Source organism: Methylobacterium longum (assembly GCF_022179385.1).
GTDB lineage: Bacteria > Pseudomonadota > Alphaproteobacteria > Rhizobiales > Beijerinckiaceae > Methylobacterium > Methylobacterium longum.
Genome location: NZ_BPQS01000001.1, coordinates 98,125 through 120,976 on the forward strand (window position 1 = coordinate 98,125; position 22,852 = coordinate 120,976).

Below are 22,852 nucleotides of genomic sequence, written 5' to 3' on the forward strand. Positions count from 1 at the left end.
TGGAAGAACCCGATGAATCGACGCCACACCCTTCTCGCGCTCGTCCTCGCGCTCGGCACCGCCGGCGCGGCCCAGGCCGCCGACGCCAACACGGTCTATCTCCAGACCAAGGACGGGCGGATCACCGTCGAATTGCGGCCGGACCTCGCGCCCAAGCACGTCAAGCAGATCAAGACGCTGATCGGCCAGGGCTTCTACAACGGCCTGAAGTTCCATCGGGTGATCGACGGCTTCATGGCCCAGACCGGTGACCCGAAGGGCAACGGCACCGGCGGATCCAGCCTGCCGAACATCCCGGCGGAGTTCTCGCAATCGGCGCAGTTCCGCCGCGGCACGGTGGGCATGGCCCGCTCGTCCGACCCGAACTCGGCCAATTCTCAGTTCTTCATCTGCCTCGGCGATGCGCCCTTCCTGAACGGCCAGTACACGGTCGTGGGCGCCGTCACCGACGGGCTCGACGTGCTCGACAAGATCAAGCGGGCGGCCCCCGGCGCACCCGGCGGCGCCGTGCAGGACCCCGACAAGATCGTCAGCATGACGCTGGCCGAGAAGGCCAAGTAGCGGCCGCATGCCGGGCTGGCGCGCCGCCTCGGTCCTCCTGCTGAGCCTGGCTCCGGCGGCCGCCGCGCCTTACGAGGGCAGCCCCTTCTACGGCTACGCCTTCGAGCCCGGTGGCGCCTATCCGCTGAGCCTGCCGCAGACCCTCCGGGGCACCGTCGCGGTACCCCTGTCCCGGATGGCCACCCGGCCCGCCGACACCCTCGTCGCGCTCTACCCGGCCCTGGCCGCCTGCTGGCAGGTGCCGGCCGGGCTCGGGCCGCCGAGCCCGGGGGCGGACGACATCGAGATCACGCTCCGCCTGTCGCTGCGCCGCGACGGCAGCCTGATCGGGCCGCCGCGCGTCACCTACGCGGCCGGCGTCTCCGGCAGCCAGCGGACCGCCCTGGTGCGCGGGACCCTCGACGCCCTGGCGCGCTGCACCCCGGTCAACCTGACGCCAGGCCTCGGCCGGGCGATCGCGGGCCGGCCGGTGGCGCTCCGCTTCGTCTACCGCCCGCCGGCCTGAACGCCGGCGATCCCCCCTCTCTCACGGGCGCTGGCCGGATGCGGCGCGCGCCGATACAGTTTCATCAACCGGAAGGATAGAGTTATGGCCGACAACGAAACCATCGTCCTGGAAACCACCAAGGGCCGCGTCGTGATCGCGCTGCGCCCCGACCTTGCCCCCGGCCACGTGGAGCGCATCAAGACGCTGGCCTCCCAGGGCTTCTACGACGGCGTGCCGTTCCACCGGGTGATCGACGGCTTCATGGCCCAGACGGGCGACCCGACCGGCACCGGCTCGGGCGGTTCGGACCTGCCGGATCTGAAGGCCGAGTTCAACGCCGAGGCGCACGTGCGCGGCACCTGCTCGATGGCGCGGACCAACTTCCCGCACTCGGCGAACTCGCAGTTCTTCATCTGCTTCGACGACGCCCGCTTCCTCGACAAGCAGTACACGGTGTGGGGCAAGGTCGTGGAGGGCATGGACGTGGTCGACACGATCAACAAGGGCGAGCCGCCGCGCTCCCCGGACAAGATCGTGAAGGCGACCGTCGGCGCCGCCTGAGGCTGACCTGAGTGCCGGGCCGCCCGTACCCGCGGGTGGCCCTCGCATCTCCCATCGACCTCCTCCTGAGGCGCCCGCGGCACTTCAGGAGGTGGGCGTGGCCGGGATCTGGGTCGGGCTCACTTACCCGCCGATCGCCCGCCCCCACGACCGGCGGCTTCCGATCTCGGCGCGGCATCCTCCGCCGCCGCCAGATCCTCCGGCGTGTTGATGTTGAGGAACGGGTCCATCGGCTGGACCGTCCACGACGCCACCGCTGCGGTGTTTCGGTCGATGAAGGCGCCGACGCGCCGCTCGCCCCGCTCCAGATAGGCCCGCAGGTCATCGCGCAGGGCCGACGGCCAGAGGGCGATCGTGTAGTGCCGCCGCTCGCCCGACGCCGCCAGCGCGATGCCACCCTGCGGCTCGGCAGCCTGGAGCCGCGCCACCAGGTCCTCCGGCAGGAACGGCGCGTCGCCCGATACGCTCACCACGCGCGCGATGCCCCGCGCTCCGGCGTGCTCCAGCCCGGCGAGGATGCCGGCGAGCGGGCCCGGCTGATCCGGAACCGGGTCCGGCAGGATCGGACCCGGAAACCCGGAAAACCGCGCCGGATCGCCGTTGGCGCTCAGCGCCAGTCCCGCCCCGCATTGGGGTGCCAACCGCGCGACCACGCGCTCGAGCAGCGTCAGGCCCCCGAGGCGCAGCAGCGGCTTGTCGCCGCCGCCCATCCGCCGCGCCTGCCCGCCGGCCAGGATCAGGCCCAGCACCGGCGGAGCCACGGCCTCACTCAATGACGATCTTCGGCGCCGTGCGCCCGGCCGGTGCGCCGGACAGGTTCGCCCAAAGCTGCGCCGCGATGTCCCGATAGACCTTGGCGTGCGGCCCCCCCGGATCCGTCGCCACGACCGGCTGGCCGGAATCCGAGGTCTCGCGGATGGTCATGTCGAGCGGGACCTCGCCGAGGAACGGCACGCCGAGGCGCTGGGCCTCGATCCGCGCGCCGCCGTGCCCGAAGATGTGCGAGGCGTGGCCGCAATTCGGGCAGACGAAGGTCGCCATGTTCTCGATCACGCCGAGGATCGGCACCGCGACCTTCTTGAACATGGTCACGCCGCGCCGCGCGTCGATCAGCGCGAGATCCTGGGGTGTCGAGACGATCACGGCGCCGGAGAGGGGCGTCGCCTGCGCCATGGTGAGCTGGGCGTCGCCGGTGCCGGGCGGCATGTCGACGAGCAGCACGTCGAGCTCGCCCCACAGCACGTCGCGCAGCATCTGCGTGATGGCCGATTGCACCATCGGGCCGCGCCAGATCATGGCGGTCTCGGGTTCGATCAGGAAGCCGATCGACATGACCTTGAGGCCGTAGCCGACCATCGGCTCCATGGCCTTGTTGTCGACGACGTTGGGCTTGCCCGAGAGGCCGAACAGCTTCGGCACCGACGGGCCGTAGATGTCGGCGTCGAGGAGGCCCACCTTCAGCCCCTGCGCCTGCAGGGCGAGGGCGAGGTTGCACGCGGTGGTGGACTTGCCGACGCCGCCCTTGCCTGAGGCGACCGCCACGATGTGGCGCACGCCGGCGATCTGCGGCCCCTGGTTCGGCGGCGCGCCGGGGCGCGGCGGCGCGACCGGCGGCGGCGTGACGGGCTGCGGGGCGGCGCCGCTCTGGGCCGGGTGGCCCGGTCCCCGCTCGGACGTGAGGCTCGCGAACACGCCCGAGACGCCCGGCATCTGCAGCACGCGGCCCTCGGCCTGCCGCCGCACCGGCTCGAACCGCTCGGCCTCGCTGGGATCGACCAGGATCGAGAACATCACCCGGCCGTTCGGATCGACCACGACCTCGGAGAGCCGGCCGGAGCCGGGCAGGGTGGTGCCGGCGGCATCGACGGTGACGCTGGCGAGCGCCTTCACTACGTCGTCGCGGGTGATCGCCAAGTCGTCCTCCAAGGGGGCAAGCAGGTATGCCAGCTGCATGTAACCGCGCGGGACGAGAACACCAGACCCCAATCCGCAATCGACGACCGCACCCCGATCGCCCGCTTGCCCATGCCCGCGCCCACCCTGGGCCGGTTCGGCCGGGCATGACCCGCGGGATTCCGGTTGCCCCGCCCCGGTCTTCGTCGTGCCTTCATCGCGGCCTCGGTCGCACTTGCCGCATCGCCCCTCAGCGCGGGCGGACGATGAGGGTGCCGCCTCCATGGTGCCGCGCACCCCGGTCCCGTCGCCGCGCCTGTAGGATCCGTCGCGCAGGCGGCGGCAACCGAGCGGGCCGCGCAGGCGCTGCGCGCGCGATAGGGACGCCGCCGTAGCGCCGGTGCGAGACGTCGTGGCCGCCGACGCGCATGCCGGGGCCGAAGCGCATCTCGGCCGCCACCGGCCGACCGGTCGGACCGAGCGCACCCAGCATCAGCGCCACCGCTGCGCGGACGATCACCCGACCCCGCCGCATCCGAACCTCCGTCCCCGCGCACGCAAGCTGAACCAACGGGAGATTGATCCGTTGTCGGGGCAGCCTTCAGGCAGGCCCCCTCCGGGGAGACCCGCCGGGACCGACACGACGCTCAGGAGACCACTTTCATGCATCAGGGCAACCACCGCGACCACGAAGGCGCGAAGAAGCTGTTCGAGCTGATCAAGGACGTGAAGATCGCCATGATGACCACCGTCGACTCCGACGGCACGCTCAACAGCCGCCCGATGTGGAACAACGACGCGGACGAGAACGGCGACCTGTGGTTCTTCACCAAGCTGCACTCGCCCAAGACCGCCGAGATCAGCAGGGACAACCAGATCAACCTCGCCTATTCCGACCCGTCGAGCCAGAACTACGTCTCGGTGGCCGGCAAGGCCGAGATCGTCCGCGACCAGTCGATCATCGACGCCAAGTGGAATGAGAGCCTGAAGACCTGGTTCCCCAACGGCAAGAACGACCCCGAGGTGGCGCTGATCCGCGTCCACCCCGAGAAGGGCGAGTACTGGGACAGCCCGAACAGCACGATGCTGCACCTCTACGGCTACGTGAAGGCCTCGCTCACCGGCGAGAGCCCCAAGACCGAGACCAAGAAGGTCGATCTGGGCTGAGGCCCGGGTTTCAGGACGCACCGTTTTCGCGGGCGGTCTCCGGAAGGTGGCCGCCCGTCTCCTTGACGGGTGCCGGCTCGCCATGCGCTCTGCGGGACGAAAGTGCGCGGCAGAGTCCCAGAAGCATGCTTGATCTGGCGAAGCGGGTCTACGATCACAGCTTCCGCATCGACCCGATCGTGCGGTCGCTGCTCGACACCGATTTCTACAAGCTCCTGATGGCGCAGACGATCCTGCGCCGGCACCCCGACATCCAGACCACCTTCGGCATCACCAACCGCACGCGGCGCATCCGGATCGCCGACGAGGTCGACGCGGCCCACCTGCGCGAGCAGCTCGATCATGCCCGGACGCTCCGCCTCAGCAAGGGCGAGGTCACGTGGCTGCGCGGCAACGTGTTCCGCGGCCAGGGACGCATCCTCGAGCCCGACTTCGTGGCCTGGTTCGAGAACTTCAGGCTTCCCGATTACGAACTCGCCGTCCATGACGGCCAGTACGAGCTGACCTTCCACGGGTCGTGGATCGAGACCACGATGTGGGAGGTCCCGGCGCTGGCCATCCTCAACGAGCTGCGGGCGCGGGCCGTGCTGCGGGGCCTCGGCAAGCTCGACCTGCAGGTGCTCTACGCCCGGGCCATGACGCGGGTCTGGGAGAAGATCGAGCGCCTCCAGAAGCTGCCGGACCTGTCGGTGGCCGATTTCGGCACGCGCCGGCGCCACGGCTTCCTCTGGCAGGATTGGTGCGTGCAGGCCATGGCGGAGGGACTGGGCGGCGCGTTCCTCGGTACCTCGAACTGCCTGATCGCGGCCCGGCAGGAGGTCGAGCCGGTGGGCACGAACGCCCACGAATTGCCGATGGTCTACGCGGCCCTCGCCGAGGACGACGCGGACCTCGCCACCGCCCCCTACGCCGTGCTGGCCGACTGGCAGGAGGATTACGGCGGCAACCTGCTGGTGATCCTGCCCGACACCTACGGCACGAGCGGGTTCCTCGCGAACGCCCCCGACTGGGTGAGCGACTGGACCGGCATCCGCATCGACTCGAAGGACCCGATCGACGGGGGCGAGGAGGCGATCCGCTTCTGGCAGGATCGTGGCCACGATCCGCACGACAAGCTCGCGATCTTCTCCGACGGCCTCGACATCGATGAGATCGAGCGCATCCACGCCCGGTTCCACGGACGCATGCGCATCGGCTACGGATGGGGCACGCTGCTCACCAACGATTTCCGCGGCCTCCTACCCGACGGCAAGCTCGATCCGGTCTCCATCGTCTGCAAGGTCACGGAGGCGAACGGCCGCCCCACCGTGAAGCTCTCCGACAATCCCACCAAGGCGCAGGGACCGGCCGACGAGGTCGCCCGCTACCGGCGGGTCTTCTCCGTGGGCGAGCAGGAGGCGCTGCCCGTGATGGTCTGACGGGTGTCAGAGCCCGCGCGGTGAAACGCGAAGGCTGACGGTCGGCGATCGAATACATTATCATGTCGACAAATCGGCGCCGCCGCGGGCGGCCCCGCCTGGGAGACCGCCATGTCGATGAACCGTCGCCTGCTCATCGGGGCCGCAGGCCTCGCCCTTACGGCGCCCGCACTTCAGGGGGGGCAGGCCGCCGACGCGGCGAAGCCGGCCGCGAAGGCGCCCCCGCCGCCAGCGACGAAGATCCTGGCCCAGTGGATCCTGGCCTCGTCCTACGACGCGCTGCCGGAGGCCGTCCGTCGCGAGGGCGTGCGCAGCTTCTTCAACTGGGTGGGCGTGGCGATCGGCGGGTCGCACCACGAGACCGTGGACGTGGCCGTCTCGGCGCTGCAGCCGTTCTCGGGGCCGCCGCAGGCCGGGCTGTTCGGCCGGACAGAGCGGTTCGACATCATGAATGCCGCGTTCCTCAACGGCGTGTCGAGCCACATCTTCGACTTCGACGACACCCACCTGAAGACGATCATCCACCCGGCCGGCCCGGTCGCCTCGGCGATCCTGGCCTACGCCGCGATGAGGCCCGTCTCCGGCAAGGATTTCCTCGACGCCCTGATCGTCGGCATCGAGGCCGAGTGCCGGATCGGCAACGCGGTCTACCCGAACCACTACGATGCGGGCTGGCACATCACCGGCACCGCGGGCGTGTTCGGGGCGGCGGCCGCCGCGGGCAAGCTGATGGGGCTGACCGAGCAGCAGATGGTCTACGCCCTGGGGCTCGCCGCCTCGCAGCCGGTCGGCCTGCGCGAATCGTTCGGTTCCATGAACAAGAGCTTCAATCCCGGCCGGGCCGCATCCAACGGCCTGTTCGCCGCGATCCTGGCGGCGAAGGGCTTCACCTCGTCGGACGGCATGATCGAGGCCAAGCGCGGCTGGGCCAACACGATCTCCACCAAGCAGGACTGGTCCGAGATCACCGAGGGCCTCGGCACACGCTACGAGGCGCAGCTCAACACCTACAAGCCCTTCGCCTGCGGGATCGTCATGCATCCGACGATCGACGCGGCGGTGCAGATCCGCGACGAGGACCACGTCAAGCCGGACGACATCAAGCGCGTCGATCTCAAGGTTCACCCCCTGGTACTGGAGCTGACGGGCAAGACCGCGCCGCGGACCGGCCTGGAGGGCAAGTTCAGCATCTACCACGCGGCGGCGGTCGCCTTCGTGGAGGGCGCGGGCGGGGAGAAGCAGTTCAGCGACCGGGCGGTCAACGATCCCCGCGTGGTGGCGCTGCGCCAGAAGGTGGTGCCGGTGATCACCCCCGGCATCGACGCCGCGCAGGTCGACATGACCGTGACGCTGAACGACGGGCGGACCTTCCACCGGCACATCGAGCACGCCATCGGCAGCGTCGAGAAGCCGATGTCGGACGCGCAGCTTGAAGCGAAGTTCGCCGACCTCGCCGCCGGGATCCTGCCGGACGCGCAGGCCAAGCGGGTGATGCAGCTCTGCCGGTCGCTGCCCGAACTCAAGGATGCGGGCGACGTGGCGCGGGCCGGCACCGCGGGGGCATAAGCATCGCGCCGGGCCCGGGGGATCGTTTTCGGCCCCTGTGCCGTTCCCCGTCCGCGCGGCTTTCGTTGCTCCCGGCGGCTGCCCGCGCGTGGCGTTCGGGACGCAGGTTACGGTATGGGCACGAGAACCCCGGTCGGGGTCGAACCGGCAGTGCGGACCGAGACCCCGCTGATCCCGCCGCGGCCGACCCGCGTCGCCGCGGCCGAGACCCCGCGGACCGCGATGGCGTCGCCGGTGGTGGTTGGGGCCACCATCATCGCGGCCCTCTATTTCGGCCGCGAGATCTTCATCCCGATCGCGATCGCGCTGCTCCTGTCCTTCGTGCTGACGCCGCTGGTGAACCGCCTGCGGCGCCTCCGGCTGCCGCGGCTCGTGGCGGTGGGCGTCAGCGTGCTCCTGACCGTGGGCATCGTGGCGGCGCTCGCGACCCTGATCGGCATCCAGGCGGCCGACCTCGCGGGCGACGTGCCGCGCTACCGGACCACCATCGAGCGCAAGGTCGAAGGGCTGCGCGACTCCCCCGTCGGCCACGCGACCGCGTACGTCGCCAACATCGGCCGGGCGCTCCACGGCGGCGCCAAGGAGGCCGGCAGCGCCGAGGCGCCGCGGGCCGCTCCGCCGCCTCCGAGTTCCGAGCAGGCCCAGCCCGGGCCGAAGCCCGTCCTGGTCGAGGTCGCGGCCTCCCAGCCGGGACCGCTGGAGATGATCTCGACGGTGCTCTCGCCGGTGATGCACCCGTTGGCCACGGTCGGCATCGTCTTCGTGGTGCTGCTGTTCGTGCTGATGCAGCGCGAGGACCTGCGCGACCGGATGATCCGGCTGGCGGGATCGAGCGACCTGCACCGCACCACCGTGGCGATCGACGACGCGGCCAAGCGGCTCAGCCGTTACTTCGTGGTGCAGCTCGCCCTCAATGCCGCCTTCGGCGTGGTGATCGGCATCGGGCTCTACGTCATCGGCGTGCCGAACCCCGTGCTCTGGGCGATCTTCTCGGCCCTGATGCGCTTCGTGCCCTATCTCGGGGCGGTCCTGTCGGCGCTCCTGCCGATGGCGCTCGCCGCCGCGGTCGATCCCGGCTGGAACATGATGATCGCCGTCGCGATCCTGTTCGTCGTGCTGGAGCCGCTCACAGGCCAGGTGATCGAGCCGATCTTCTACGGGCAGTCCACCGGGCTCTCGCCCTTCGCGGTGCTGGTCTCGGCTCTGTTCTGGACGTGGCTGTGGGGGCCTGTCGGCCTGCTGCTCTCGACGCCGCTCACCGCCTGCCTCGTGGTGCTCGGCCGCCACGTCGACCACTTGGAATTCCTGGACGTGCTGTTCGGCGACCGGCCGGCGCTCACGCCCGTGCAGAACTTCTACCAGCGGATCCTGGCGGGCGATTCCGAGGAGGTGCTGGGCCATGCCGAGCTGATCCTGCAGCAGTGCTCGCTCTCGTCCTACTACGACGAGGTGGTGCTCAAGGCCCTGGAACTCGCCGCCCGCGACGCGGCCCGGGGCGTGCTGACGGCCCAGCAGAAGAGCTCGATGCGCGCGGCGCTGGCCGAGCTGATCGCCGACCTCTCCGACCGAAGCGACGCCGTCACGGGCGCCGCGGGAGACGGCGAGGAGGGCGCCTGCAGCCCGCTTCCGATGGGTCCGGCCCCGGAGGCGCTACCCGCGGCCTGGACGCGCCAGGGGGCGGTGCTCTGCATCGCCGGCCGCGGCTTCCTGGACGAGGCCGCGGCCGCCATCCTGGCCCAGATCCTGGAGAAGCGCGGCATCGGCGTGCGCACGGTGCCCTTCGCGGACGCGGCCTCCGCGCGGATCGATCGGTTCGAGGCGGGACCGGCGCGCATGGGCTGCGTGATCTCCCTGGCGCTCGATGGCGAGCCGACGCACCTGCGCCGGCTGATCCGCCGCCTCAAGGGCCGGATGCCCAGCGTTCCGATCCTGCTCGGACTCTGGCTGGCCCAGGACGCCGGGGCCGCGCGGCTCGCCGGCGGACCGGGACGAACCGCCGAGGCCGACGGGCAGGCGGGATCGCTGCGCGAGGCCGTCGAGGCGGTGCTGGCGGCCGCGCAGGAGCACGTCGACGGGGAGGCGGCTCACGGGACGGGGCCGGATCGGGCGCCGGATCACCGGGACGGCACGCCGCGACAGCCGGCATCGGCCGAGGCGTGAGGTCGGGGGCTTGACGAAAGGTCGCGTGCCCCGGCTTCGTTGCGCCGCCGCCGGGCGACCGGGCGGGATGCGGGTGAACGGGGAAGTGAGCCGATGAGCGTCGTCGAACTGGGGCGGTTCATGGACGACCTCGCGGACGCGTCCGGCAAGGCGATCCTGCCGTTCTTCCGCGCCCAGTTCGGGCTCGACGACAAGGCCCGCGGCGGCGCGCCCTTCGACCCGGTCACCGAAGCCGACCGGGCGGCCGAAGTGGTGCTCCGGGCGATGATCGGCCAGACCTTTCCGGGCCACGGCATCCTCGGCGAGGAGTTCGGCTCCGAGCGCACCGACGCCGAATGCGTCTGGGTCCTCGACCCGATCGACGGCACCCGGGCCTTCATCGGCGGCCTGCCGACCTGGGGCACGCTGATCGGGCTGACGCGCCACGGCGTGCCGGTCCGCGGGATGATGCACCAGCCCTATCTCGCGGAGCGATTCACCGGGGACGGCCGCAGCGCAATGCTCCGTGCGCCGTCCGGCGAGCGGACCCTGCTCACGCGCCGCTGCGCCGACCTCGCCCAGGCGATCCTGGCCACCACGGATCCCCGCCTGTTCGCGGCGGGCGAGGAAGCCGAGCGCTTCCGCTCTCTGGAAGGCCAGGTGCGGATGTCCCGCTACGGCGCCGACTGCTACGCCTACTGCATGCTGGCGGCCGGCCAGATCGACCTCGTCGTCGAGGCCGGGCTGAAGCCCTACGACATCGTCGCGCTGATCCCGATCGTCGAGGGAGCCGGAGGGCGGGTGACGGCGTGGGATGGCGGACCAGCGACCGGGGGCGGCCGGGTCGTGGCGGCGGGCGACCCGCGCCTGCACGCGGCGGCGCTCAAGGTGCTGAATCCGTGAGGGCAGGGCCTCCATCCGCAGCCCGGTGCGTCCGGGGGGATCTTGCTGTCCCGAGCCAGAGAGAAGGCGTGTCCGCGTGCTGCTGAACGCGCTGATCCTGTTCACGGCCCTGGTACCCCGCGCCGAGGCGGGCGCCGACGTCCTGCTCGACGCCCTGCCGCCTCTGACCGCGACCGTCGCCTCCGCGGAGCCGGAGCCGGCGCCGCCGCGCTTCGACCCCGCGACGCGCTCCGTCTCCAACTGGCATGCCCAGACGGGCGCGCAGCTGATGCCGCGGGCACTGGCGCTGACGGCCTCGCTGGCGGAGGATCCGCCCTACGTGGCCCGCTGCGTGCGGCTCAACAACGGCTGGTGCATCAAGTCCGCCCGCTGGCCGGGCGAGATCGGCGCCGACGGGGAAGGCCACACCGCCTTCGCCAGCCTCGATGACGGCGCCGACGCGGCGGCGAGCCTGCTGCGGCGCTACTATCGCGAGTACGGCCGGCGCACGGCCCTCGCCATCGTGCGCCGCTGGGCGCCGGCCGAGTGCCGCGTCGCGTCAGCGCCGGCGCGGCAGGGACGGACCGTGTCGACGCCCGCCGTCTCGTCGGCGCTCGCGCCCCGGGGTCTCGGGCGAACCCTGCGAGCCCGTTTCCTCGCCGCGCACCGGCCCGGCGGCGCGCCCCGGGGCCGGGCCGCGGCCCTGCGGGTGCAGCCCTGGTCGCCACTCGCCCGGATGGCGGGCCGCTCCGGGCGGCGTCCGAGTGCCGTGCCGCGGGTGGCGATGCTCCAGCCCGGACCCGACATCGCGGCCGGGATCGCCCTGTCGGCCGGAGCGCCGCGGCAATCCGCGGGACGCGCCCCCCAGGGTGCGGCCGACCCGGCGGCGCTGCTCGACCGGAGGGCGGAGCGCGGTGTGCCGAACGCCGACCGGATGGTGGCCGAATCCGCGCTGCTGCCGGCCATCGCCACCGGTCTGCCGATGCTCGACCTGCGCCTGCCGGCCCCGCTCTGCACGGGCGACCCCGTGCGGATCGAGGCCTATGCCGGCCGGATCAGCGGCAGCGTCGGCCTGAAGCCAGGCGACGACCTCGACCTGTTCGGGCCGGACGGCACGCCCCGGGCCAACCTCGCGACGGTGATGCTGGCGATGTCGGCGGTGGAACTCGGCACACTCCGGGCCGGACCGGACCTCGTCGCCGGGGCGATCGCCCGGCTGAGACCGCTCACGCCGGCCGCCAACGGCGCGTCACCCTAGCGGCAAGCCTTGCGGTCCGGCCCTGGCCGCGCCACCTCTGCCCCGCCTATTCCCCTCACGACGAGCCCGCCCGTGCCCCTGATCGACCTTGCCGCGCGCGCCGGCTCGGCCGTCAAAGCCTTCGCCGAAGCCTCGCACGATCTCCTGATCCAGCCGACGCTCCGGCTCGGGGTCACCGGGCTCGCGCGGTCCGGCAAGACCGTCTTCACGACGGCCCTGATCCATCATCTCGTGGAGACGCATGCCCTGCCGGCCTTCGCGCCCGCTCAGGAGGGCCGGCTGCGTCGCGCCCGCCTCGTGCCCCAGCCCGACGACGACGTGCCGCGCTTTCCCTTCGAGGAGCATTTCAGCACGCTCACCGAGGCGCGGCGCTGGCCCCGCTCCACCGATCGGATCAGCCAGTTCCGCCTGGAGATCGCCTACGAGCGCGCCGGAAGCTGGCGCACCGGCCCCGCGACCCTGATGCTCGACGTGGTCGATTACCCCGGCGAATGGCTCCTCGACCTCGCCCTCATCGAGACCAGCTACACGGCGTGGTCGCGGTCCACGATCGGCGGCACCCGCCGCCCCGGCCGGGCCGCCGTGGCGGCACCCTGGCTCGACGCGCTGAAGAGCTTCGATCCGAACGGTCCCCTCGACGAGGTCGCGGCCGAGCGGGCGAGCGACGCCTTCAAGGCCTATCTGGCGGGCCTGCGCGCCGGCCCGGAATCGGTGGCGACGACGCCCCCGGGCCGCTTCCTGATGCCGGGCGACCTCGCCGGATCCCCGGCGCTCACCTTCGCACCGCTGGACGGGCTGACCGAGACGATCGCGCCCGACAGCCTCGCCGGGCTGATGGAGCGGCGCTTCGAGGCCTACAAGTACAAGGTCGTGACGCCGTTCTTCCGCGACCATTTCCAGCGGGTGGACCGGCAGATCGTGCTGGTGGACGTGCTCTCGGCGGTCGATGCCGGGCCGACCGCCCTGGCCGAGTTGGAAGAGGCGCTGGACGCGGTGCTGCTCAGCCTCAACATCGGCCGCAACACGGTACTGTCCCGGCTGTTCGCGCCGCGGGCCGACCGGGTTCTGTTCGCCGCCACCAAGGCCGACCACCTCCATCAGACGAGTCACGACCGGCTCGACGCGCTGCTGCGGCTGCTCGTGTCGCGGGCCATGCGGCGGACCGAAGCGGCGGGCGCCCGGGTGGGCACCGTGGCGCTGGCCTCCGTGCGCGCCACCCGGGAGACCACCGTCCACGACGGCACCGAGACGCTCCGCGCCGTCGCCGGGACCCCCGAGGCCGGCGAGGTGGTGGGTGACGAGGTCTTCGACGGGAACAGCGAGGCCGCGATCTTCCCCGGCGAGCTGCCGGCCCGCGCCGAGGCGGTGCTGGAGGGTGCGGTCGAGCCGGGCTCCCTGCGCTTCCCGCGCTTCCGCCCGCCGCTGGTCCGGCCCGACGGGCTCGGGCGCCCCGGCCACCTGCCGCAGATCCGGCTCGATCGGGCGATGCAGTTCCTGATCGGCGACCGTCTGACATGACGATGCGTGCGACTCCGCGGAGCCTTCGAGCATGACCTCCGGCCAGAAACCCCGTGCCTTCCGGATCACGCCCGAGCCGTCCGCGGAGCCGAGCGTCACCACGACCCCGCTCGCCGCCCGGCCGCCGCAGGCGCGGATCGTGGAGGAACCCTTCGAGATCGTCGACGCCGCCGACGGCGTGGCCGTGCCGGTAGCCCCGCGGCGGCGCTCGCCCTGGGGGCCGCTGTTCCTGTCGGCGGTCGGCGGCCTGGTTTCGTTAGGCGTCGGCCTGTCGGTCGAGCGGATGATCGCCGACCTGTTCCAGGCCGCGCCCTGGCTCGGCTGGGTGGCCCTGGCACTCCTGGGCCTCGCCGCGCTGGCATTGCTGGCGATCGTGGTGCGGGAACTTGCCGGCCTGCGGCGCGAGCGCAAGATCGAGCGGCTGCGCCAGTCGGCGCTGGACGCCCTCGCCACCCGCGACCACACCGGCGCGCAGGCGGTGGTGCAGGCGCTCTCGACCTTCTATGCGGACCGCGACGCCCTGTCGGCGGGCCGCGCCCGGATCGACGCCGCCGCCGACGCGATCCTCGACGTCGACGACCGGATCGGGCTCGCGGAGCACGAATTGCTCGCCGGACTCGACCGGCAGGCGCGCAACGCCATCGCGACGACGGCCAAGCAGGTTTCGGCGGTGACGGCGCTCAGCCCGCGGGCGATCGTCGACGTGGCCTTCGTGGTGTTCGCGGCCGTGCGGCTGCTGCGCCGGATCGCCGCGATCTACGGCGGCCGGCCGGGTTTCCTTGGCTTCCTGCGGCTCGGGCGCGCGGCGCTCGCGCATCTCACCGTCACCGGCGGGATGGCGGTGGGCGAGAGCGTCATGCAGCAGGTTCTGGGGCTCGGCATCGCCGCACGGGTCTCGGCCAAGCTCGGCGAGGGCGTGCTCAACGGGCTGATGACCGCCCGGTTCGGTCTCGCGGCGCTGAACGTCTGCCGGCCGCTGCCCTTCGTGCGCGAGGCGCCGCCGCGGCTCGCCGACGTCGCCGGCGAGTTGCTGCGTCCGACGGAGTCCGCGCCGACATAGAAGCGGCCTGCGCGCGGGCTACTTGCCGCCCGCGGCGGCGCGGCGGTTGGCGATGCGGGAGAACATGTTGCCGGTGTAATCGGCGGTCTTCGGCTTCTCGGGCTCGCCCAGCTTGGCCTCGAAGGCCTCGATCCGCTTGAGCAGCGTCACGTCGTTGAACAGCGAGCTGTTGAAGTTGCTCTGGGCCCGGGGGCCGAGGGCGGTCTGCACCGATTCGAGTCGTTCCAGAAGCTCTTTGCGCGTCACGGTGCTCTCCAGGGGCGGCTTCGGGACGAAGGACCCGCCCGTACCGCCACTGAACGGGGCGGTGGTAAACGCGGCGTTAACGCGACCCGGCCCGAGGCCCCGGAACCCCGCGGAAGCGCGGCGTCCCTGCGCGCATGTCGGTGCGCCCGCGAGGCCGGCGTCAGAGCCCCTTCAGGAACCCGGCCAGCCGCATCAACCCCTCGGGCCACGGGCCATGACCGCTCGCCACGTTGATGTGGCCGGACTCGCCCGCATCGACCGTGAGCGCCCCCCAGGCATGGGCGAAATCGTCCGCCCGCTCGTAGCGGCAATGCGGGTCGGTCCGGCTCGCGACCAGCAGCGACGGGAAGGGTAGGGGATCCCGCGGCATCGGCGCGAAGGCGCGCACCGAGGCCGGCAGGTCCGGTGCCTCCTCGACGTCGGGCAGGGCCACCAGCAGGGCACCGCGCACCACGCCGGCGGGGAAGCGCGGCGCCGCCTCGACGCAGGCCACCACACCGAGGCTGTGGGCGATCAGGATCACGGGCCGGGTCGCGGCCGAGACCGCCGCGACGATGCGCCCGCACCACGCCTCGGGCGTCGGCGCGTGCCACTGATCCTGCGCCACCAACCGGGCCGTGGTGAGCCGGCTCGCCCAGCGCGCCTGCCAATGGTCCTCCTCGGAGCCCCCGAGCCCCGGGACGATGAGGATGTCGCAATCGGCGGTCTTCATGTCGCGATGCCTAAAGCGGTCCGGCGGACGCGTCGAGACCGGCCGTTCACTCCGCCGCCATCGCGCTCGCCCGCTCCAGGTCCAGGATATGGCGGGCGATCTGCATGGAGGCGTAGTTCTTCGCTTTGGCCTCGATCTCGAAATCCGCCCAGATGAGATGTCGGGCCACGAGGTCGTTCACCGCCCGGTTCCACATCATGTCGGAATGGGCCGCGAGGTCCCGGACCGCGTGGCCGGCCGCGCGCAGCGCCGGGTAGTCCGGCAGGGTGTCCGGATCGCACGCGGCCGAGACCGCCTCGCGCGACACGCTGATGTGAGCCACCGGCCGCACGCCGCGCCAGGACTCCCGGACCCGGCCGACGAGGGGATGATCCGGCTCGAGGTACGCGCCGCCGCTCTGGACCCAGTGGTGGTGCAGGTCGAGCACGATCGGAACCACGTCGGCGAGCTTCAGCACGGCCTCGACGCCGAAGACGTTCTCGTCGTTCTCCACCGTGATGAGGTCGCGCGCCACGCGGCTCGCCCGGGGGAGGGTGGCGCGGAAGCCCTCGACCCCGGGGTCGCCTGCGCCGACATGGATGTTGATGTGCGCGCCGTGCGGGTGCCAGCCGCCGCCGTAGCCCATGCGGTCGAAGATCTCGGCGTGGTAGTCGAGTTCCGAGAGGCCGTTCGCGATGGCCGCGGGATTCCGGCTAGCCAGCAGGCAGAACGGGCCGGGATGGAAGCTCAGGCGCACGCCGAGCCGACGGGCGAGGGCGCCGGCCTCCGCGAGGCCGCGCTCCACGAGCGCCGCCATCTCCGGCTCCGCATAGATCTCCTGCGCGATCGGGTGGGTGTAGCCGGGCAGGACGTTGCTCGCCATGCGCAGCAGCCGCTCGATCGGCGGCCGGTCCCCGACCCAGGCGATCTGTCGGGCGAGGGCGTCGAGGTTGTGGGCGACGAGACCGGAAAGCTTCGCCCGCCGGTCGGCCGGCTCCAGCTTGGCGAGGTGGGCCATCGTCACGCTGGTGAGGTTCATGTGGAGCGTCGCATCCCGCTCCGCCTTGAGGGTGGCGTGCGTGCCGGGCGGCTCGTCCAGGACGAACTTGCAACAGAATCCGAGGCGTGGCTGATCGCGCATAAGGAGCACAACGCGCGGAAGCACCGGGCGTCCCCGCGAAACCCGCGGAACGGCCGCTGCACGACGACGTTGGGAGTCCCGAGCGCGGCAGTTCCGCGCGGCGGATCGTCCGGACCCATGCTTCCGTCGCCCTCGCGTTCGACCGGACCGTCCGAGACCGGCTCGATCCTGTGGATCCTGATGCTCGGGTCCGCGCTGGTGGCCCTCGCCGCCGCGCCGGGGCGGCGCGGACCGTCGAGCCCATCCGAGACACCGCCGGCGGAGGGCGGCCGGCCCAGGGCGAATCCTGGACAGCAGAAGGGCGCGGCCGCCGGCGCGCGCTCGATCTCGGGCCGCGCCGCGCAGCTCACCGCGGCCACCCAGCCGGAGCGGGGACGCGCCGCCGAGAGCCCGACCGAGATGACCCAGTCCGGCTGGAAGGACATCGCCGTGCGGGTCTACCTGGAGTTCAACAAGGACCGGGTCCTGGCGGTCGCCGCAGGCGTGACCTTCTACACGCTGCTGTCGCTGTTCCCGGCCATCGCCGCCCTGGTGACGTGCTACGGCCTGTTCGCGGACGTGAACGCCATCAACGATCACCTCGCGCAATTGCACGCGGTCCTGCCATCGGGGGCAGTCGAGCTGATCGGCGATCAGGTCAAGCGCATCGCGGCCAAGGGCAGCGGCTCCCTGAGCATCACGTTCTTCTCCAGTCTCCTCCTGTCGATCTGGAGCGCCAACGCCGCGATGAAGGCGATGTTCGACGCGCTGAACGTCGTCTACGAGGAGGAGGAGAAGCGGAACTTCTTCTGGCTCAACCTCCGGTCCCTGACCTTCACGATCGGCGCCCTGCTGTTCATCATCATCGCGCTCAACGCCATCGTGGTGGTGCCGGTGATGCTCAACTTCATGGGGCTGGGCTCGACCGCGTGGCTGCTCGCGGCCCTGCGCTGGCCGGCGATCCTGATCGTCCTGCTCGGTGGATTGTCGGTGCTCTACCGGTTCGGCCCGAGCCGGGAGCATGCCCGGTGGCGCTGGGTCGGGGTCGGCAGCGTGGTGGCCAGCCTCCTCTGGCTCGTGGCCTCGCTGCTGTTCTCCTGGTACGTCGCCAATTTCGGCACCTACAACGAGACCTACGGGTCGCTCGGCGCGGTGATCGGCTTCATGACCTGGATCTGGATCTCGTCGACGATCGTCCTGCTCGGCGGCGAGATCAATGCCGAGCTGGAGCATCAGACCGGTCGCGACACCACCACGGGCCCGCCCCTCCCGATGGGCGCCCGCCGCGCGCGGATGGCCGACACAGTGGGTGCCGCCGCCTGATCCCGGCCAGTGTGCCGCGGCGGCGCAGGGCCGGCCTCGGGGCAAGCCGAACACCCTGCCGAACACCCCGCGCGATCCCTATATAGCGACGCGAATAGGGAGATCGTCATGGCCGACACGCCGACCACCAGCCCCGAGGCCCGCAGCGAGGCCGAGTGGCGCACCACCCTCACGCCGGAGCAGTACCGCGTGCTGCGCGAGCACGGCACCGAGCGCGCCGGCACGAGCTGCCTGCTCGCCGAGAAGCGTCCCGGCACGTTCACCTGCGCGGGCTGTGGCCAGCCGCTGTTCGAGCAGGGGACGAAGTTCGAGTCCGGCACCGGGTGGCCGAGCTTCTTCGAGCCGATGGAGGGGGCGGTGGAGACCACGGTGGATCGCAGCCACTGGATGGTCCGCACCGAGGTGCACTGCGCCCGCTGCAAGGGCCATCTGGGCCACGTCTTCGATGACGGCCCGGCGCCGACCGGCCTGCGCTACTGCATGAACGGCGCCGCGATGACCTTCGAGCCGGCAACGTGAGGCGGCGCCCGGTTTAATCTGGGTTGTCAAATCTGGGCGCGACGCTGGGATTGCGGGGACAGATTCGGTCCCCGCCGGAGTAGCGACCGGTTCCCGTCTTGATTTCGTCGCTTTTTTGCTTAGCGCTGTATGCTCTCATGTTGTCGCCATCCGGTGATTGCCGGCGGATGCGGTCAGGTTCGAGCGAATACGGCGTGGCGGCTCAGCTTATACGCCGATTCTGCCGGTTCCACTTGATGCGTGCCGCCGCGCCGGAAGACCTGAGGGGTGTCCGCCGGATCGGCGCGCCGCCGACCAAGCGGGAGGGTTTTTGAGTATATGAGCACCGTTCGCCGATTTCTGGTCGCCCCGTCCCTCGTCCGCCTGATCCGGAAGGAGCGCGGGGGCACCCGCATCACGGAGGGGCACTTCGCACCGCAGGGGGGCCGCGCCTCGTACGTGCGCGTCGACGGCCAGGTTTGCCAGCTGGTGCTCGTGAACAAGGGAGCCGACGGCACCCCGGTGGAGGAGCGAACCGACGTGCCGCGTGCCCATGGCGACGCGCTGCTCGACGTCTGCCCCGGCAAGGCGGCCTACGACCGCACCACCCTGAACGCCGGCGGTCGCGAGATCGCCCTCGATCGCTACGTCACGCCCGGCAGCCTGGATCTGATCAGCGTCACCTTCGACAACGACGGCGAGGCCGCCGGCTTCCAGGCGCCCGGCTGGTTCGGCCGCGAAGTCAGCAGTGAGCCGGCCTTTGAGCGGCAGGCGCTGGCCATCCAGGGCGTGCCGGCTGCCGAGGAGGTGTCGCTGAGCAACGCCGCGCTCGACGCGGTGCTCGACCTGATCGAGCCCCGCTTCGGGTTCGGCCGCTACGGCAGCTCCGCCCGGACCCAGGAGGCCGACGAGGGCGCGCTCCGCCGCGTCGTCGCCCCGCCCGCTGCTCCGGCCGCACCGCCCCCGCCCGCCGTCCCGGTGCCGCCGCCCGCGCCGGAACCCGTCGTCGAGGCTCCGACCGCAGTGCAGCCCGAGCCGGCCCCCGAACACCCTGTCGAGCCCGAGCCGGCGCCCGCTCCCGAGCCGGCCCACCACGCGGTGCCGGCAGAGTCCGAGGCCCCGTCCGCCCAGGCCGGCGCCGCCGAGCCTCTGCACAGCGACGCCCGCATCGACGACGTGATCGAGAGCCTGTCGCAGGCGCTCGGCGCGGCGATCCACCAGCAGCCGGATCCCGCGTCCGAGTCCAAGGACGCCAAGGGCGAGGATGCCGGCTCGGTGTTCGAGCGCTGGACCGTGCGCCCGCGCCGGACCCAGCAGCAGAACTGACCACCCGCCGAGCGCCGCGGCGCGTCGGGGTTTTCGGGGCCGTCGTTTTCGGGGCCGCGGCGCGACAGGCGCTGCGGCCCTTCTGCTGCCCGGACCGGTGTCGGCGGCCGCAAACCGGTCAGTCGCGGATGATGACCGCCGCTCCGCCGCGGCTGCGGGCGAGGCCGAACAGGGCGGCCGCGTGCCCCGGCGCGAGACGGATGCAGCCGTGGCTCGCCCGGCGCCCGAGGGAGCCGGTCGCGTAGGTGCCGTGGATCGCGTATCCGCCGCGGAAGAACATCGCGTGCGGCATCGGCGAACCGTGATACTTGCGCGAGCGCCACATCGGAGCCATCAGCCCGACCCGGTAGCGGCCGCTGGGTGTGACGAAGCCGCGCCGGGCCGTCGAAACCGGCCAGTCGAAGGCGGGATGGCCGTCGACGAACACCCGCATGCGCTGCCGCGACTGGTCGATCTTCGCGACGATCCCGGCCGCGGCCGGATCGACGAGGGCGACGACGAGGAAGCCGCACAGAGCGCCGGTCGCAGCCCGATTCCGCACAGACACGGATGCCCCCGAAACGTCTCGAACCCCAGGATAAATCCCGGCGCCGCGCCAGGACAGCTCGGTTACTGGGGATGCGCCTAATCGTCAGACGGGAGAAGACTTTCCGGCGGGAATCGACAGGCTTTTGTCACGATTGGTTCCCGGCAGATTACCGAGCGGCCGTTGAGGCGCCGGGCGATAGTCGCTAGCGTGCCGGCAAATCGGGAGGGTGCGCGGCGGGCGCACGGGATGGACATGGCACAGGCAATCCACGCGACGAGTCCGGCCGCCGTACCCCGCGAGCCCTGGTACAAGGTGCTTTACATCCAGGTCCTGATCGCGATCGCGCTCGGCGTCCTGCTCGGCTGGTACGACCCGGCCACCGGCAAGTCGATGAAGTGGCTCGGCGACGCCTTCATCGGCCTGATCAAGATGATGATCGCGCCGATCATCTTCTGCACCATCGTGCACGGCATCGCGTCGATCGGCGATCTCAAGAAGGTCGGGCGCGTCGGGCTCAAGGCGCTGGTCTACTTCGAGGTGGTGTCGACCGTGGCGCTGCTGATCGGCGTCCTCGTCGGCGAGATCATCAAGCCCGGCGCCGGCTTCAACGCCGATCCGTCGAAGCTCGACGCCAGCAAGGTCGCGAGCTACGCCAGCAAGGCGGCCGCGGATTCCACCGTCGCCCACATCCTGGCGATCATCCCGAAGAGCTTCCTCGATCCCTTCGCCACCGGCGACCTGCTGCAGGTGCTGCTGATCTCGATCCTCACCGGCGTCGTGGTGACGAATCTCGGTGATCGCGCGGCCTCGGTGAACCGCGCGATCGACACCGCGGGCCAGATCTTCTTCCGGATCATCGGCATCATCGTGAAGCTCGCCCCGGTCGGCGCCTTCGGCGCCATGGCCTTCACGATCGGCGAGTACGGCATCCAGAAGGTCTACGACCTCGCGTGGCTGGTCGGCACCTTCTACATCACGGCGATCCTGTTCGTGCTGGTGGTGCTCGGGACGATCGCCCGGGTGGCGGGCTTCTCGATCCTGCGCTTCCTCGCCTACATCAAGGACGAGTTGCTGATCGTCGTCGGCACGTCGTCCTCCGAGACGGTGCTGCCGCAGCTCATGACCAAGATGCGCCGGCTCGGCGCCTCGGATTCGGTGGTCGGCCTCGTGGTGCCCACGGGCTACTCGTTCAACCTCGACGGCACGAACATCTACATGACGCTGGCCACGCTGTTCCTGGCGCAGGCCGTGGGCGTGGACCTGTCGATCAGCCAGTACGCGACCATCATCCTGGTGGCGATGCTGACCTCGAAGGGCGCCTCGGGCGTCACCGGGGCGGGCTTCATCACCCTGGCCGCGACGCTCTCGGCGATCCCGAACAGCCCGGTTCCGGTGGCCGCCATGACCCTGGTCCTCGGCATCGACAAGTTCATGTCCGAGTGCCGCGCGCTCACCAACCTCGTGGGCAACGGCGTCGCCTGCGTCGTGGTCAGCCGCTGGGAGGGTGAGTTGGACGTGACCAAGCTCAACGAGGTCATGGCCCACCCGCTCGCGATCGGCACCCACATCTCCGACGAGTCGCCGCAGCCGATGGGAACCGACAGCAAGGTCGCCGCCGCCGAGTGATGGGCACGCCCAGAGGACGTGCGCGCCTCGGCATCGATCTCGGCGGCACCAAGATCGCCGGGATCGTGCTGAGCCCGGACGGCGCGACCCTGGCCGAGGCGCGGATGGCGGCCCCGCGCGGCGACTACCGGGCGACGATCGAGGCGGTGGCCGCCCTGGTCCTGCAGCTCGAGGCCGCGGCCGGCACGGATTGCAGCGTCGGCATCGGCATGCCGGGCAGCCTGTCGCCGGCGACCGGCCTCGTGCGCAATGCCAATTCCGACTGGCTCAACGGGCTCCCGTTCGGCGCTGATCTCGCGCAGCGCCTCGCGCGGCCGCTGCGGATCGAGAACGACGCCAACTGCCTGGCGGTCTCGGAGTCGATCGACGGTGCCGGCGCGGGCGCGCACGTGGTCTGGGCGGTGATCCTGGGCACCGGCGTCGGATCCGGCATCGCCGTCGACGGGCGGGTGCTCACGGGCCGCAACGGCATCGCGGGCGAGTGGGGCCACGGCCCCCTGCCGGCGCCCCGCGACGACGAGCGCCCCGGACCCGCCTGTTATTGCGGCCGCGAGGGCTGCGTCGAGACCTGGCTGTCCGGTCCCGGCCTCGCGGCCGACCACGGACGGCGCCACGGCGGAACCCTTACGGCCGAAGCTGTGGTGGCCGCCGCCCGGGCGGGCAGCCCTGAGGCGCAGGCGACGCTGGCCGCGCATCTCGACCGGCTCGGGCGGGCGGTCGCCCAGGTGGTCAGCGTCCTCGATCCGGACATCATCGTGATCGGCGGCGGCCTGTCGCGGATCCCGGAACTGATCGCCGGCCTGCCCGCCGCGATCGCGCCCCACGTCTTCTCCGACGCCTTCGACACGCCGGTGCGCGCGAGCCAACACGGGGACGCCTCGGGCGTACGCGGAGCGGCGTGGCTGTGGGAAGCCGAGCCTGTCTGACGCGGCTGCCGTCCGCCGACGGGTCGTCGGCGGGCACGGGGGCGACCGGCGGCAGGA

At 71.6% G+C, this 22,852-nt stretch carries 22 protein-coding genes; 16 read left to right on the forward strand and 6 right to left on the reverse strand.

Annotated features, from left to right (window positions below; genetic code table 11):
• Positions 1–12 precede the first annotated feature (12 nt).
• The 3 genes from MFF58_RS00440 (at position 13) to MFF58_RS00450 (ending at position 1,609) form a co-directional block, all read left to right on the forward strand.
• Positions 13–561 (forward strand): peptidylprolyl isomerase, encoded by a 549-nt coding sequence (locus MFF58_RS00440; protein ID WP_238284599.1) that lies wholly within the window; start codon positions 13–15, stop codon positions 559–561.
• Between the two features lie 7 nt (positions 562–568).
• Positions 569–1,066, forward strand: coding sequence for a UCP034077 family protein (locus MFF58_RS00445; RefSeq protein WP_238284600.1), 498 nt, complete (start codon positions 569–571; stop codon positions 1,064–1,066).
• A gap of 84 nt (positions 1,067–1,150) precedes the next feature.
• Complete coding sequence (locus MFF58_RS00450) at positions 1,151–1,609, forward strand: peptidylprolyl isomerase (RefSeq protein WP_238284601.1); 459 nt, start codon at positions 1,151–1,153, stop codon at positions 1,607–1,609.
• A 119-nt stretch (positions 1,610–1,728) separates the two neighbouring features.
• On the opposite strand, the gene mobA is transcribed toward MFF58_RS00450, so the two are convergent.
• Together mobA and MFF58_RS00460 are read right to left on the reverse strand one after the other, a co-directional pair.
• Complete coding sequence (gene mobA, locus MFF58_RS00455; protein WP_279603394.1) at positions 1,729–2,382, reverse strand: molybdenum cofactor guanylyltransferase MobA; 654 nt, start codon at positions 2,380–2,382, stop codon at positions 1,729–1,731.
• Positions 2,375–3,523, reverse strand: coding sequence for an Mrp/NBP35 family ATP-binding protein (locus MFF58_RS00460; protein WP_238284856.1), 1,149 nt, complete (start codon positions 3,521–3,523; stop codon positions 2,375–2,377). Before MFF58_RS00460 ends, mobA begins: the two co-directional genes overlap by 8 nt.
• Before the next feature lie 642 nt (positions 3,524–4,165).
• On the opposite strand from MFF58_RS00460, the gene MFF58_RS00470 reads away from it, so the two are divergent.
• The 8 genes from MFF58_RS00470 (at position 4,166) to MFF58_RS00505 (ending at position 14,510) form a co-directional block, all read left to right on the forward strand.
• The gene (locus MFF58_RS00470) at positions 4,166–4,669 is read left to right on the forward strand and encodes a pyridoxamine 5'-phosphate oxidase family protein (protein WP_238284602.1); all 504 of its coding nucleotides are present in this window, start codon (positions 4,166–4,168) and stop codon (positions 4,667–4,669) included.
• Between the two features lie 125 nt (positions 4,670–4,794).
• The gene (pncB, locus tag MFF58_RS00475; RefSeq protein ID WP_238284603.1) at positions 4,795–6,087 is read left to right on the forward strand and encodes a nicotinate phosphoribosyltransferase; all 1,293 of its coding nucleotides are present in this window, start codon (positions 4,795–4,797) and stop codon (positions 6,085–6,087) included.
• Positions 6,088–6,198: 111 nt separating this feature from the next.
• On the forward strand, positions 6,199–7,653 hold the full coding sequence (locus tag MFF58_RS00480) for an MmgE/PrpD family protein (RefSeq protein ID WP_238284604.1): 1,455 nt from the start codon (positions 6,199–6,201) through the stop codon (positions 7,651–7,653).
• Between the two features lie 114 nt (positions 7,654–7,767).
• Positions 7,768–9,813: an AI-2E family transporter gene (locus tag MFF58_RS00485; RefSeq protein ID WP_238284605.1), complete on the forward strand. Its 2,046-nt coding sequence runs from the start codon at positions 7,768–7,770 to the stop codon at positions 9,811–9,813.
• Positions 9,814–9,906: 93 nt separating this feature from the next.
• On the forward strand, positions 9,907–10,695 hold the full coding sequence (hisN, locus tag MFF58_RS00490) for a histidinol-phosphatase (protein WP_238284606.1): 789 nt from the start codon (positions 9,907–9,909) through the stop codon (positions 10,693–10,695).
• 76 nt (positions 10,696–10,771) lie between these two features.
• Positions 10,772–11,932 carry a serine/threonine-protein kinase gene (locus MFF58_RS00495; RefSeq protein WP_238284607.1) on the forward strand — a complete coding sequence of 387 codons (1,161 nt, stop codon included), beginning with the start codon at positions 10,772–10,774 and terminating at the stop codon, positions 11,930–11,932.
• 72 nt (positions 11,933–12,004) lie between these two features.
• Complete coding sequence (locus tag MFF58_RS00500) at positions 12,005–13,450, forward strand: YcjX family GTP-binding protein (RefSeq protein ID WP_238284608.1); 1,446 nt, start codon at positions 12,005–12,007, stop codon at positions 13,448–13,450.
• A gap of 31 nt (positions 13,451–13,481) precedes the next feature.
• A complete protein-coding gene (locus tag MFF58_RS00505; RefSeq protein ID WP_238284609.1) occupies positions 13,482–14,510 on the forward strand; it encodes a YcjF family protein in 1,029 nt (342 codons plus the stop codon).
• An 18-nt stretch (positions 14,511–14,528) separates the two neighbouring features.
• On the opposite strand, the gene MFF58_RS00510 is transcribed toward MFF58_RS00505, so the two are convergent.
• The 3 genes from MFF58_RS00510 to MFF58_RS00520 all read right to left on the reverse strand — a co-directional run bounded on the left by MFF58_RS00510 (position 14,529) and on the right by MFF58_RS00520 (position 16,588).
• Positions 14,529–14,756, reverse strand: coding sequence for a hypothetical protein (locus MFF58_RS00510; RefSeq protein ID WP_238284610.1), 228 nt, complete (start codon positions 14,754–14,756; stop codon positions 14,529–14,531).
• Positions 14,757–14,916: 160 nt separating this feature from the next.
• Positions 14,917–15,468 carry an RBBP9/YdeN family alpha/beta hydrolase gene (locus tag MFF58_RS00515; RefSeq protein ID WP_238284611.1) on the reverse strand — a complete coding sequence of 184 codons (552 nt, stop codon included), beginning with the start codon at positions 15,466–15,468 and terminating at the stop codon, positions 14,917–14,919.
• Positions 15,469–15,514: 46 nt separating this feature from the next.
• Positions 15,515–16,588 (reverse strand): apurinic/apyrimidinic endonuclease family protein, encoded by a 1,074-nt coding sequence (locus tag MFF58_RS00520; protein ID WP_238284612.1) that lies wholly within the window; start codon positions 16,586–16,588, stop codon positions 15,515–15,517.
• A 117-nt stretch (positions 16,589–16,705) separates the two neighbouring features.
• On the opposite strand from MFF58_RS00520, the gene MFF58_RS00525 reads away from it, so the two are divergent.
• The 3 genes from MFF58_RS00525 (at position 16,706) to MFF58_RS00535 (ending at position 19,714) form a co-directional block, all read left to right on the forward strand.
• The gene (locus MFF58_RS00525; protein WP_238284613.1) at positions 16,706–17,890 is read left to right on the forward strand and encodes a YihY/virulence factor BrkB family protein; all 1,185 of its coding nucleotides are present in this window, start codon (positions 16,706–16,708) and stop codon (positions 17,888–17,890) included.
• Positions 17,891–17,998: 108 nt separating this feature from the next.
• Complete coding sequence (gene msrB / locus MFF58_RS00530; RefSeq protein ID WP_238284614.1) at positions 17,999–18,409, forward strand: peptide-methionine (R)-S-oxide reductase MsrB; 411 nt, start codon at positions 17,999–18,001, stop codon at positions 18,407–18,409.
• Positions 18,410–18,727: 318 nt separating this feature from the next.
• Complete coding sequence (locus tag MFF58_RS00535; RefSeq protein ID WP_238284615.1) at positions 18,728–19,714, forward strand: CYTH domain-containing protein; 987 nt, start codon at positions 18,728–18,730, stop codon at positions 19,712–19,714.
• A gap of 118 nt (positions 19,715–19,832) precedes the next feature.
• Here the strand turns inward: MFF58_RS00535 and MFF58_RS00540 are convergent, their stop codons facing one another.
• Positions 19,833–20,261 (reverse strand): L,D-transpeptidase, encoded by a 429-nt coding sequence (locus MFF58_RS00540; protein WP_238284616.1) that lies wholly within the window; start codon positions 20,259–20,261, stop codon positions 19,833–19,835.
• Positions 20,262–20,495: 234 nt separating this feature from the next.
• Here MFF58_RS00540 and MFF58_RS00545 point away from each other — a divergent pair, with 234 nt between their 5' ends.
• Both MFF58_RS00545 and MFF58_RS00550 read left to right on the forward strand, forming a co-directional pair.
• The gene (locus tag MFF58_RS00545) at positions 20,496–21,869 is read left to right on the forward strand and encodes a dicarboxylate/amino acid:cation symporter (protein WP_238284617.1); all 1,374 of its coding nucleotides are present in this window, start codon (positions 20,496–20,498) and stop codon (positions 21,867–21,869) included.
• The gene (locus MFF58_RS00550) at positions 21,869–22,795 is read left to right on the forward strand and encodes an ROK family protein (RefSeq protein WP_238284618.1); all 927 of its coding nucleotides are present in this window, start codon (positions 21,869–21,871) and stop codon (positions 22,793–22,795) included. Before MFF58_RS00545 ends, MFF58_RS00550 begins: the two co-directional genes overlap by 1 nt.
• The last annotated feature ends 57 nt before the right edge of the window (positions 22,796–22,852 follow it).